Source organism: Geobacillus sp. BMUD, from assembly GCF_013096845.1.
Taxonomy (GTDB): domain Bacteria; phylum Bacillota; class Bacilli; order Bacillales; family Anoxybacillaceae; genus Geobacillus; species Geobacillus vulcani.
In genome coordinates this window covers 67,486-80,155 of record NZ_SDLA01000008.1, presented here as the reverse complement: position 1 = coordinate 80,155, position 12,670 = coordinate 67,486, and the positions used below count along the sequence as shown (strand labels likewise).

The 12,670-nt window shown below is 54.4% G+C and carries 12 protein-coding genes; 1 reads left to right on the top strand and 11 read right to left on the bottom strand.

Annotation, left to right across the window (positions count from 1 at the left end; translation table 11 throughout):
• Positions 1-292: 292 nt before the first annotated feature.
• The 10 genes from ETC05_RS10845 to ETC05_RS10800 form a co-directional block, all read right to left on the bottom strand.
• Positions 293-1,000 (bottom strand): ABC transporter ATP-binding protein, encoded by a 708-nt coding sequence (locus ETC05_RS10845; RefSeq protein ID WP_031407311.1) that lies wholly within the window; start codon positions 998-1,000, stop codon positions 293-295.
• A 1-nt stretch (position 1,001) separates the two neighbouring features.
• Positions 1,002-1,781, bottom strand: coding sequence for an ABC transporter ATP-binding protein (locus ETC05_RS10840; RefSeq protein ID WP_031407309.1), 780 nt, complete (start codon positions 1,779-1,781; stop codon positions 1,002-1,004).
• Positions 1,756-2,730 carry a branched-chain amino acid ABC transporter permease gene (locus tag ETC05_RS10835; RefSeq protein WP_031407307.1) on the bottom strand — a complete coding sequence of 325 codons (975 nt, stop codon included), beginning with the start codon at positions 2,728-2,730 and terminating at the stop codon, positions 1,756-1,758. The genes ETC05_RS10840 and ETC05_RS10835 overlap by 26 nt, the downstream gene beginning before the upstream one ends.
• A gap of 16 nt (positions 2,731-2,746) precedes the next feature.
• On the bottom strand, positions 2,747-3,625 hold the full coding sequence (locus tag ETC05_RS10830) for a branched-chain amino acid ABC transporter permease (RefSeq protein WP_031407305.1): 879 nt from the start codon (positions 3,623-3,625) through the stop codon (positions 2,747-2,749).
• 101 nt (positions 3,626-3,726) lie between these two features.
• The gene (locus ETC05_RS10825; protein WP_031407303.1) at positions 3,727-4,923 is read right to left on the bottom strand and encodes an ABC transporter substrate-binding protein; all 1,197 of its coding nucleotides are present in this window, start codon (positions 4,921-4,923) and stop codon (positions 3,727-3,729) included.
• A gap of 871 nt (positions 4,924-5,794) precedes the next feature.
• The gene (gene yunB / locus ETC05_RS10820) at positions 5,795-6,541 is read right to left on the bottom strand and encodes a sporulation protein YunB (RefSeq protein WP_031407301.1); all 747 of its coding nucleotides are present in this window, start codon (positions 6,539-6,541) and stop codon (positions 5,795-5,797) included.
• A 53-nt stretch (positions 6,542-6,594) separates the two neighbouring features.
• The gene (locus ETC05_RS10815) at positions 6,595-6,897 is read right to left on the bottom strand and encodes a YunC family protein (protein WP_031407299.1); all 303 of its coding nucleotides are present in this window, start codon (positions 6,895-6,897) and stop codon (positions 6,595-6,597) included.
• 61 nt (positions 6,898-6,958) lie between these two features.
• Positions 6,959-8,341, bottom strand: a complete 1,383-nt coding sequence (locus ETC05_RS10810) for a bifunctional metallophosphatase/5'-nucleotidase (RefSeq protein ID WP_171660980.1) — start codon at positions 8,339-8,341, stop codon at positions 6,959-6,961.
• Between the two features lie 16 nt (positions 8,342-8,357).
• Positions 8,358-9,245, bottom strand: a complete 888-nt coding sequence (locus ETC05_RS10805) for a sulfite exporter TauE/SafE family protein (protein WP_171660979.1) — start codon at positions 9,243-9,245, stop codon at positions 8,358-8,360.
• Positions 9,246-9,271: 26 nt separating this feature from the next.
• The gene (locus ETC05_RS10800) at positions 9,272-10,120 is read right to left on the bottom strand and encodes a DUF72 domain-containing protein (protein ID WP_171661008.1); all 849 of its coding nucleotides are present in this window, start codon (positions 10,118-10,120) and stop codon (positions 9,272-9,274) included.
• Between the two features lie 251 nt (positions 10,121-10,371).
• Between ETC05_RS10800 and ETC05_RS10795 the strand changes: the two genes are divergently transcribed.
• The gene (locus ETC05_RS10795) at positions 10,372-10,983 is read left to right on the top strand and encodes a LysE family translocator (protein WP_407059692.1); all 612 of its coding nucleotides are present in this window, start codon (positions 10,372-10,374) and stop codon (positions 10,981-10,983) included.
• 288 nt (positions 10,984-11,271) lie between these two features.
• Here ETC05_RS10795 and sufB read toward each other — a convergent pair whose 3' ends face one another.
• The gene (gene sufB, locus ETC05_RS10790) at positions 11,272-12,669 is read right to left on the bottom strand and encodes a Fe-S cluster assembly protein SufB (RefSeq protein WP_015375743.1); all 1,398 of its coding nucleotides are present in this window, start codon (positions 12,667-12,669) and stop codon (positions 11,272-11,274) included.
• Position 12,670: the final 1 nt, after the last annotated feature.

The following is a 12,670-nucleotide window of genomic DNA, read 5'->3' as shown; positions in this document are numbered from 1 at the left end:
CGCCGCATATCATTTCACGCGTCTATGCCGCCATAAGAAAAGGGGCTGATCCAAAACGCGAGTGCGTTTTGGATCAGCCTTAAGACCGAACAACCGCCTGCTTCACAGACCCGTATATGGGCCTGGAAGCGGCGTGGTTCGGTCGCCCGACAGTCGATCAAATACTCGGTAAAAACTCCAAATGGCATCTATACAGCCGCTGCAAATACAGGGCTCCTTCTTCCTCTGCCCACTGATTTCAAAGCATTCGGACCGCCTTGCATACATCCCCGTCTTCCTCTGCGGGCCGCTCTCAATGCCCGCCCAAATACGCCTGCTTCACTTGTTCACTCGCCTGCAGCTCAGCCGCCGTTCCCGACAAGACGACGCGGCCCGATTCGAGGACATAGGCGCGATCGGCGATCGAGAGGGCCATATGGGCGTTTTGCTCGACAAGCAAAATCGTCGTCCCTGACTCATTGATTTCCTGAATGATGCGAAAAATCGTCTTGACAAGCAGCGGTGCGAGCCCCATCGACGGTTCGTCAAGCAAAAGCAGCTTTGGACGAGCCATGAGCGCGCGGCCGATGGCAAGCATTTGCTGCTCGCCGCCCGAGAGCGTGCCGGCCAATTGCTTGCGCCGCTCCTCAAGGCGGGGAAACAGCTGAAAGACTTTGGCAAAATCTTGTTGAATGCCGTCTTTGTCTTTGCGCAAAAACGCACCGAGCTCCAAGTTTTCCTCGACCGTCATGTTGGCAAACACCCGCCGCCCTTCCGGCACATGGGAAATGCCTTGCTTCACGATCCACTGCGCCGCCTTGCCGGCGATCGAGGCCCCTTCGTAGACGATGTCGCCGTTTTTCGGCTTCAACAGCCCGGAGATGGTTTTCAGCAGCGTCGTTTTGCCGGCGCCGTTTGCGCCGATCAGCGTGACGATTTCACCTTTGTTCACCTCAAGCGACACACCTTTTAAGGCATGAATGTTGCCGTAAAACACATCGATTCCATCTACTTTCAACACGTCACGACACCTCCTCGCCAAGGTAAGCCTCGATCACTTTCGGGTTGCTGCGCACTTGTTCCGGCGTGCCTTCGGCGATCAGCTGGCCGTGATCCAACACGTAAATGCGCTCGCATATGCCCATCACAAGCGACATGTCATGCTCAATCAACAAAATCGTCAAGGCAAACCGTTCGCGAATGAACGCGATCAACTTCATCAATTCTTTCGTCTCTTGCGGGTTCATGCCAGCGGCCGGCTCGTCAAGCAAAAGCACCTTCGGCTGCGCCGCCAGCGCCCGGGCGATCTCGAGCCGCCGCTGCTGGCCGTACGGCAAGTTTTTCGCCTTCTCATGCATGACGCCGTCAAGCTGGAAAATTTTTAAGAACTCGACCGCCTTCTCTTCCATTTCCTGTTCGCCGCGGAAATGGGAGGGGAGACGGAGAATGGAGCTCAGCATCGAATGGCGGGCGTGCGCATGGTAAGCGACTTTCACGTTATCCAAAACCGACAGCTCGCCAAACAGGCGAATGTTTTGAAACGTGCGGCTGATCCCTTGGCGTGTAATTTTATACGGCGGCAGGCCGTTCAACGTCTCGCCGTCAAGCAGAATCCGCCCTTCCGTCGGCACATACACGCCCGTCAACAAGTTAAACAGCGTCGTTTTTCCTGCGCCGTTCGGGCCGATGAGCCCGATGAGCTCCCCTTGATACAGCTCCATCGTTACACCAGAGAGCGCCTTCAGCCCGCCAAACTGGATGCCGACGTTTTCCGCCTTAAGCAACGGTGTTTTTGCCGCCATGGTTCATTCCTCCCTGCGCTGCCTTCCGCCATTTGAAGAGCGAAGATAGTTCTTTCGTCCCCATCAGCCCGGTTGGACGGTACAGCATCACCAAAATCAGCACGATGCTGTAAATGATCATCCGTGTTTCCGGATAGTTTTGCAAGAACGTCGAAACGATCGTCAGCAACACCGCCGCGACCACGGCTCCGGATAGGCTGCCGAGCCCGCCGAGCACGACGAAAATCAAAATGTCAAACGATTTTAAAAAGCCGAAGTTCGACGGCTGGATGATGTAAAAGTGATGCGCGTACAGCGCCCCGGCGATGCCGGCGAAAAACGAACCGATCGCGAACGCCGCCACTTTGTAATACGTCGTGTTGATCCCCATGGCATCGGCGGCGATTTCATCCTCGCGAATCGAGATGCACGCCCGTCCGTGCGTCGAGTTCGTGAAGTTGGCGATCACCAAAATCGTGACAAACAGGCAGGCGAACACCCACGGCCATGTCGTCATATGCGTCACCGTCATGCCGCTCGCCCCGCCGACGTAATCGATGTTCAAGAGCGCGATGCGGACAATTTCGCCAAACCCAAGCGTGGCGATCGCCAAGTAGTCCCCTTTTAAGCGCAAGCTCGGCACGCCGATGATGAGTCCGGCGAGCATCGCCGCCACCCCGGCGGTCAAGACGCCGACCGCAAACGGCAGCTGCAACTTCATCGTCATGACGGCTGAAGCGTAAGCGCCGACGGCGAAAAAGCCGGCATGTCCAATCGAAAACTGCCCGGTGATGCCGATGATCAAGTGAAGGCTCGCGGCCAGCATGACATTGATCGCCATGAAAAAGAGGGTGTTCACATAAAACACATTGAGCGTCCCGCTTGCAATCAACCACTCGACAACAGCGAAAAAGGCGAAGGCCAGTATGACGGAAACCCAAAATCCACGAGTCCGCTTCCAAGTTGCCATTGTCCCCTACCATCCTTTACACTTTTTCTCGTACGTTCTTGCCAAACAATCCGGCCGGCCGGAAAATGAGAATGAGAATTAAAATGACAAACGCCACTCCGTCGCGCCAGAGCGAGTAGCCGAGCCCGCTGACGAGCGATTCAATGACGCCAAGCAACAGCCCTCCGACCATCGCCCCGGGAATGATGCCGATTCCGCCCAACACTGCGGCGACAAACGCTTTCAAACCGGGAAGAATGCCCATCAATGGCTCGATTTTTGTATAATAAATGCCAAAAATGACGCCGGCCGCCCCCGCGAGCGCCGAACCAATGGCGAACGTGGCCGAAATCGTGTTGTCGACGTTGATTCCCATCAACCGGGCCGCTTCCGCATCATGGGAAACAGCGCGCATCGCTTTCCCGATTTTTGTCCGGTGAACGATGAACTGAAGAAGGATCATCAAAACGAGGGACGTGCCGAGGATGAACAGCGACTGGCTGCTGATGACAACCCCAAACAACTCCAAATTCCGGTCCGGCAGCAGCGTGCTCGGATACGCTTCCGGCTGAGCCCCGCGCAAATAAATCGTGACGTACTCAATGAGCAGCGAAACGCCGATCGCTGTAATGAGCACCGCAATGCGCGCCGCATGGCGCAATGGCTTGTACGCAATCCGCTCGATGATCATCCCAAGCACGGCGCAAGATGCCATCGCCAGCAAAAGCGCCGGAAAGAAGCCAACGCCAAGCATCGTCACGGCATAAAATCCGACGAATGAACCGACCATAAAGACGTCGCCATGGGCGAAATTGATGAGCCGAACGATGCCGTACACCATCGTATAGCCAAGAGCGATGAGCGCATAAATGCTGCCTAGAGAAATGCCGTTCACGAGCTGTTGAATGAGTTCCATGATTGCACGCTCCTTAACGCAAACTCGTTTCTTGCCCAAAAGAAAGGCCGGACAGGGGGGCGTCCCCTAGGGTGCGCCCCCTCCCCGCCCCGATAGGCTCATTACGGATTGACTTTTGTTTTAAACTGTTGTTGACCGTCTTTGTATTCCAAAATGGCCGCCGATTTGACCGGGTCATGGTTTTCGTTGAGCGTCAGCGTGCCGGAGACGAGCTGCAAATCTTTCGTTTTCGCCAACGCGTCTTTAATTTTCACTGGATCGGCGCTGCCGGCCCGTTTGATCGCATCCGCCAGGAAGTAGGCCGTATCATAACCAAGCGCGTTGAACGCATCCGGCGCTTTGTTGTATTTCGCTTTGAAGGCTTTTACAAACTCTTGGATTTTCGGATCCGGGTCGCCCGACGAATAATGGTTCGTGATGTACGTGTTGTTCAAGGCATCTTTGCCTGCGATCTCGACCAGCTTCGGCGAATCCCAGCCGTCGCCGCCCATGATCGGCACGTTCAAGCCAAGCTCGCGCGCCTGCTTGACGATGAGGCCGACTTCTTCATAATAGCCCGGCAAGAAAATGAATTCCGGATTCGCCGATTTAATGCGCGTCAGCGTCGCACGGAAATCAGTGTCTTTCGCGACATACGCTTCCTCCGCAACGATTTTGCCGCCGCCTTGGGTGAACGCGTCTTTAAACGAAGCGGCCAGCCCTTTCGAATAGTCGCTCGAGCTGTCGATCAACACCGCCGCGTTTTTCACTTTCAGTTCGTTCAACGCAAATTTGGCCGCCACCGTTCCTTGGAACGGGTCGATGAAGCACGTCCGGAAAACGAACTCATTTACTTTGCCGTCTTTGTTCGTGATCGTTGGGTTCGTGCCCGTCGGCGTAATGAGCGGCACTTTATTGTCGTTGGCGACTTGCACTTGGGCAAGCGTGTTCGTGCTCGTCGCCGAGCCGATGATGGCGACGACTTTATCTTGGCTGATCAACTTGATCGCGCCGTTCGTCGCTTCGGCCGCTTCCGATTTGTTGTCGACTTTCACCAACTCCAGCTTTTTGCCGTTGATTCCTTCTTTGTTGATTTCCTCAAGCGCCAAGTCAAGCCCTTCAGCGATCGACTGGCCGTACGAAGCGACCCCGCCCGACAGCTCGAGGTTGGCGCCGATTTTAATCACATCGCCGCCCCCGCCTCCACCGCCATTCCCGCCTGAAGAACTGCCGCCTTGCTGGTTGCCGCCGCAGCCGGCCATGAGACCTGCCGTCAGCATCAATGAGAAAAAGACACCTGCTACTCTTTTTTTCTTCATTTCTTGTTCCCCCCATTGTTCGAAATGTTCTGTCACACCAGAGCGCACGCCTTTCTCGGCAGGCCATATCGGCAAAGTGCGCCTGCCGCCTTATGCGCTCATCCGCTGCGCCGGACAGCGCAGCGAAAGGGATCCCATGCCTTTCTTCCGATGCCGAACCAACCATTCCCCCTCTCAAACTGCTATGTAAATAATAAAACTATTTTCAATTTAATATAATATTACAAAATTTGCGGAGGCCCGTCTAGTTCTTTTCTATTTGAAAAACAAAAAAGCTGTTTCCTCTTGACAAACGTCAGAGAAACAGCCAAAGCCCTTCACCGGACAGAACGCTTTTTTTGCATAACATTTCCATGTTTCTGTCAAAACCATTCCCGACGGCTAACGCGGGCATCCGTCAACCTAACAGAACTATATATGCAACGAAGAAGGTGAACAGATCCTTGACGGAAAAGCGGTTTGTCCATTTTCGACTGTCGAAGGCAAGCCGCAGGCTTGCCTCCGTCACGCCAAGGCGTGACGGAAGGCCGAACAACCGCCTGCTTCACAGACCCGTATATGGGCCTGGAAGCAGCTTGGTTCGGTCGCCTGACAGTCGATCCAATCCTCAGTAAAAACTCCAAATGGAAACGCTTCAAATGGCATCGATATAGACAACGAGAGGAGGAAAGGGTATTCTTCCCCCACTTACTCATTGGGCTTCGCCCTTCCCATTCGTTGAAGTGGGGGTCTCCTGCGCTAATCATGATGAAAAATGAGGCTCAATTTGAAAAACCTTATAAACTCCGCTCTTCTCTCGAATCAAGAACGATCGATTTAGGAAAATGACGGCCGCCGGATTTCTAGAGGCACGCATGGACAGCCTTTCCCGCTACCTCTTCGGAAGCTGGATGGACGGGCCGACTTGACCGCCGTTTTTGTTGTAAAATTGCGGCACTTCTCCCGGAATAAAGCGCATCACAACGGGAATATCCGTTGTTACATTGGAAATTTTCGAGGCAAAAGGAATGACGACTTGGATGTCGACTGATACATGAATGTCAATTTCAATAAAAAAACTGTTAATATCATAGGCTCGAATTTCTTTCGTGACTTCCGAGTTGACGTTGCCGACGATCTGAAACTGCACCGGAATGCGCGGGCCGAGGTTGGCCAAGAGTACATTATCCGTGATTTGTCCAAGCGGAATGTAATAAATGATGCCACGGCTGTTTCCCGTTCCGGATTCGACTTCGGGAAGAACCATCCGTTCAATCCGTCCTTCTGTCGCCGCCTTTAAGCTTTCCATCACATGATCATCCGTCTCCGATAAGATGCGGTTGATCACCGCGGTGTCAAAATCAACTGACACAATTTTGCCGCTTTCGTCCTTCTGAACCGTGACCAGCTGTCGAAATTCAGGGTTGTCTTTTTGAAACTGCTGCTCAATGGCGTTATTGATCACCAAGTTGGCAATCCGCTTTGTTTCTGTTTCGGCAATTTCCATGAGCACCGGCTTGATGCCCTTATTGACAATCCAAAGGCTTACCGCCGTCGAGAACATAAAAAAAACGAACGTCAATAAAAACACATAGCGGAACGGGAGCGGCCCTCTCCGCACGAATCGGGGGCGCAACAAAATGAAAATCCCTCCTTTACAAGCTATATGTATGCTTGCAAGGAGGGAGAATTTCACCGCATTTTCAACAGCGCGTCTTTTCCTTTCATTCCCTGTTCAATGCCGAGCTCCAAAGCGGCGACTGTCACCGATTCCAGCGGCGCCTCGAGCAACTGTTCAATCGTGCGCACCCCGACCGCCCGCCCGGCGATAATGCCGCGGTCGCGCAATTTTTCATTCAACAGCGCCACATCGAGCGCCCCGCACATAATGTACCCTTTTTCACTCGCCACCGCCAACAAATTCGTTTTCGGCAGCTGGACGGACACCGCAATAAACGGATGCCCATCAATGATGATCGGCTTGACTTCCACCATCGCCGCAGTCACACTCCTTTCCATACTCCAATGTATGAAGCATGGAAAAAGAAGTGCCTGCCTACCGGGCCAATTTCCAGGCAAGAAGATCGCGCAAAAACTCCGGCATGTAATACGTTTTCTCCGCCGCCCGCCGAATTTGCGGATAAAAATGGCCGATCGCAAACATATCGGTCGTCGCCACCTCATACGTACGCTCCGGATCAAGCGGTTCACCGTTGATCCTAATGCCGCGGATATGCCATTGGCCGTCCTCCTCGAGTTCGGTCTCGATGTCCACGCCGTCGTACACCATTTCCCCCATCACTTCGCCGCGAAAGCCGAACCCTTTAAACCGCAAATGCTTCATCCGCTCCGTATTCGCCTCGATCATAATTTCTTTGAGCTCCGCCCCGCGCAGCTTCACTTTGCACGGGTTAAGCGGATGCGGGCAAATACGGTGCAAATCTTTTTTTGTCACCGGCCCTTTCGACAGCGGCTCAAGCAGCACGCCGGCGTTGACCATGCCGATGTCCGCCTGGCACCATTCCCGCAAGGCGGAAGCAAGCACATGCGCGAGCGGCGACGGAGCAAACCAGTTGATCGGCAAATCCTCTTCGAGTTCGGCGACCCGTTCCGCCTCAAGCTGCGCCAAGCTTTCCTGCTCGAGGCGGCGAAGACGGCGCTCCACCTCTTCCGAGCGCGGCAGCGCCGCGACATCGACGACCGCCGCCGACGTCCGCGCCAAGCGCCCATCTTCAACCTCGAGCTTGACGACGCCGACGTACTGTCCATATTTTCCAGCCGCGCAAAGGAGCGCCCCGTTGACTTGTTTCCCTTCCGGAAACAGATGATGGGTGTGGGCGCCTAAAATGACATTGATGCCCGGAATCTCAGCGGCCATTTTTTCATCATCATGCACGCCGAGATGGGACAAGACAACGACGCAGTCCGCCTGCGGCTTCACCTCCGCCACCGCCGCCCGCAGCGTCTCAAACGGCGAAGCAACGGTCCAGCCGAGCGACTCGTAAAAATGCCGAAACGGAGCGGTCGCGCCGACGACCCCGATGCGAAACGTCTCTGTCGCCGGGATGACGGCATACGGCAGCGCCCACGGCGGCCGCGCGCCGTCGCGGCGAAACAAATTGGCGACGACAACCGGAAACCGCGCCCGCTCGTAGAGCGAATCGAGTTCGCTGTAATCCAAGGTGATCCCTTCGTTGTTGCCGATCGTCACCGCATCATAGCCAAGATCGTTCAACAAGTCCACATTCGCCTTCCCCCGCGTCGCTTCGGTAATCGGGTGCACGCGGTCGAGAAAATCGCCGACATCAAACAAAAGCATCGCCTCGTTGCGCGCGCGATGCTCCCTTCTGCGTTCCGACAAAAAGCGGGCGATTTGCGGCCAATGTTCAAAATGGCTGTGGACGTCGTTGGTGTGATAAAGATAGACGATTTGCTTCAATGCTCCCCCTCCTCCACTACGCCAGACTTTCCCATACAAGCCGAACCCCAAGCAGCACGAGCACGACCCGAAGCACGACGACAAGCGTTCGGCTCGGCATCCGCTTGTTGATCCATGCCCCCGTCTTCGCGCCGATCCACACGCCGGGGATGAGGGTGAGGACAAACGTCCATTTCACATTGCCCATCGTCACATGCGTCAGCGAACCGACGAGTGAAGACAAAAAAATCATCAACATCGATGTGGCGACCGCCACATGGGGCGGAAAACGAAAGAGCACGATCATCGCTGGAACCATCAACGAGCCGCCGCCAATGCCAAACAGCCCGCCGAAAAAGCCGACGACAAAGGCGATGGCAACCGCCGCCAGCGGTTGGTAGCGGTAAACAGAAACGTCCCCGTTCCGGTCGGTGTACGTGCGGACGACTTTCCGCCGCCACCATGGCGCCGGCTGCGCCTGTTCCACCGCTGTTCGTTCGGCCCCATGTTCTTTCGCCGCCGCCGTCTCTGCCGCCGAGCGTTTTGTTTTCTTTTGGCTCAGCGACAAAAAGAGCGACATGGCGATTAAAAACAGCCCAAAGTACAACGAAAAATGCGCCACGCTCAGCGTATTGTTCACCCAGGCGCCGACGACCGCCCCCGGGACGCTGCCGAGACTAAACAGCAGCCCGCTTCGATAATCGACCATTTGGTCTTTCATGTACGACAACGTGGACGATAGCCCGTTGAAAATAATGACGACCAACGACGTGCCGACCGCGACTTGCGGCGTCACCGCCGACAGCCAGCCGAGCGCGCCGAAAAACAAAAGCGCCGGCACGATGATCACCCCGCCGCCAAGGCCGGCCAAACTGCCGACCGTTCCGGCCATAAAGCCAATCAATGCAAGCAACGCATAAGACATCTCCCCGTCTCCCCCATCTCATCGCTTCAAAATAAATCGAGCTGCCGCGGCGCAAGGCCTGCATATTCAATACCGAGCAGGTCGATCAGCTGCTTCGCATTATCGGCGGCATCGCCGCCGGAGTTGTTGTTAAACAGCACATAAATGTTGTCCGTCTTCGCCTCGAGCGCCCGGATGCGATCTGCCCATTCGCGCAGCTCGCGCTCATTGTAGCGGTATAAATAACGGACGGCCCGCCAGTTCTCGCCGGCCGTCGCCTTGTTCCAGCCGTGCACGTTGCGGCCGTGCAGGCGGATCAGCGTCTTTTCGCGATTAGTCGGATGCAAAACGGTCGGCACCGACCCTTCCCCCGCCTGCGGCTCGTCGCAAATGCTGTGAATCCACCCTTCCTCTTCCATAAAGCGAAGCGTCTTTTCGCGAAAGCGCGGCGAAAACCATGATTGGTGCCGAAATTCAAGCGCCGCCGGCACTTCCCCCATCCGCGCCTTCACCCAGCGCAAGTACGCGACATGCTCGCGCCGGCAGTCAAACCACGGCGGAAACTGAAACAGCACCATCGCCAATTTTCCCGCTTCTTGAAACGGCGCGATCGATTCCAAAAACGCGGCAACCATCTCTTCCTTGTTTTCATATGGAATCGGGCCGCGCTCATGTCCGGTCATCCCTTGATAGGCCTTCACGATAAACTGAAACGACGGCGGCGTCTCGCGAATCCATTTTTCCACGTTCGCACGCGGCTGAATGGCGTAAAAATACGAATCGACCTCCACCGTCGGAAAATGCGCCGCATATTCCGGCAATTTATCTTTCGCCGCCAAACCGGGCGGATAGAGGCTGTCATGATCGCCCCAGCCGGTCAGTCCGATGTAAATCATGGCCATCACCAATTCACTCCATTTCCAACTATCTTCACTATACCACAAGTGCGACTGCCTTAAAATCAAAACGCCTGCTGTCCATGCGGCCGACACTGGCGGGCGAGGCGTTGGAGTTTGTCCAGCCGTGCCAAGAGAAAAACCATGATTGAAATGAGTCCAAAACTGCTCTACAATGGTATTCGCAAAAAATTCTAACAATATCATAACTGGAAAGGCGGCGATCCCCATTGATCCATCTCTATTCATTCATGATGTTGTCTATTTTTTTGATTGTGCTGCCGGGGCCCGATACGGCGATTGTTACAAAAAACACTATTTCGGTCGGGAAAATCGGCGGATTGAAAACCGCTTTTGGAGTTTGTTGCGCCCTTTTTATCCATACCGCTGCGGCGGCTTTAGGGCTTTCAGCCGTCATTATGCAATCTGCCCTGCTGTTTTCGATCCTGAAGTATGTGGGTGCTGTGTACTTAACGTATTTAGGTGTTAAGGCATTATATGGAGTCATGAAAAAAGGGGAAGCCCTAGGTGTAGAAACGGACATCAAAGGCGGAGGACAACATACTGCCTGCTTCAAGCAAGGGTTTCTGACCGATTTCTTAAATCCGAAAGTGGCGGCCTTTTTCTTAACCTTTTTGCCGCAATTCGTAGCACCGGGCTCGCACTCCTTTGTTCCGTTTCTCATGATGGGGGCGGCTTATACGGCGATGACCGCTATATGGTTTTTGTTTTACATTTCCTTCGTCCATTGTATTAGCGATTTCATGAAGCGGCCGAAAACGAAGAAATGGATCGAAGGAATCACGGGCGCGGTGATGATCGGGTTTGGCATCAAATTGGCGCTTGAAAAAGTCCAGCGCTAAACAGGAAGACGGAGCGCGGCGGAACAGAGCTGCTTGGCATGTGAAATCAATGACAGGGGAGCGCCCAAAAAAGAGCGCTCCCCTAAAGACATGAATCCCCCTTGAAGGAGTGAAGTGGCCGGCAACACGGCAGCAACTTATTAGAGGGGCGGCCTTAACGTTTCCGGATATGCCATTCATCCAATTATTGAAAAGAATAAGCACGGCCGCTCCCCATTTTGTCATAATTGTGGATGTTTTGTGGGTGAAGCGCCCGCAAACGAACGCTCCATCCTTGATTCATCAAGCTTACCCAATGCTTCCTTCCATTTCGAACTTGATCAAGCGGTTCATCTCGACGGCGTATTCCATCGGCAGCTCGCGAGTGAACGGCTCGATGAAGCCCATGACGATCATTTCTGTCGCTTCCTGCTCGGAAATGCCGCGGCTCATCAAGTAGAACAGCTGCTCTTCCGACACTTTCGACACTTTCGCTTCGTGCTCAAGCGAGATGTTGTCATTTAAAATTTCGTTGTACGGAATCGTATCCGATGTCGACTGGTTGTCAAGAATGAGCGTGTCGCATTCGATGTTCGAGCGCGAACCGGACGCTTTGCGGCCGAAATGGACCATGCCGCGGTACGTGACTTTTCCGCCTTGTTTCGAGATCGACTTCGAGACGATCGTCGAAGACGTATTCGGCGCCAAGTGGATCATTTTCGCCCCGGCGTCTTGGTGCTGCCCTTTGCCGGCGATGGCGATCGACAGCGTCAAGCCGCGCGCCCCTTCGCCTTTTAAAATGACGGCCGGGTATTTCATCGTCAGCTTTGAGCCGATGTTGCCGTCGATCCATTCCATCGTCGCGTTTTCTTCGCAGACGGCGCGCTTCGTCACCAAGTTGAAAACGTTGTTCGCCCAGTTTTGGATCGTCGTGTAGCGGCAGTACGCGCCTTTTTTGACGATGATTTCCACGACCGCGCTATGGAGCGAGTTCGTCGTGTAAATCGGCGCGGTGCAGCCTTCGACGTAATGGACGTGCGCCCCTTCATCGACGATGATGAGCGTCCGCTCAAACTGCCCCATGTTTTCCGAATTGATGCGGAAGTACGCCTGCAACGGCGTATCGACTTTGACGCCTTTCGGAACGTAAATGAACGAACCGCCCGACCAGACGGCCGAGTTCAAAGCGGCAAATTTGTTATCGGTCGGCGGCACGACTTTGGCGAAATACTCACGGAACAAGTCTTCGTTTTCTTTCAGCGCCGAGTCGGTGTCTTTAAAGATGACGCCGAGTTTTTCCAAATCCTCTTTCATGTTATGGTAGACGACTTCTGATTCGTATTGTGCGGAAACGCCGGCCAAATATTTTTGTTCCGCCTCTGGAATACCGAGCTTATCGAACGTCGCTTTGATCTCCGCCGGCACTTCATCCCATGAACGGCCCGATTTTTCCGTCGGCTTGACGTAGTAGGTGATTTCGTCAAAATCCAAGCTCGACAGGTCGCCGCCCCATTGCGGCATCGGTTTGCTGTAGAAGATGTCGAGCGCTTTTAAGCGGAACTCGAGCATCCATTGCGGCTCGTTTTTCATCCGCGAAATTTCTTCGACGACTTCGCGCGTCAGGCCGCGCTGGGCGCGGAAGACGGAGACGTCCTTGTCGACGAAGCCGTACTTGTATTCACCGATTTCCGGGGCTTTTTTCGCCATC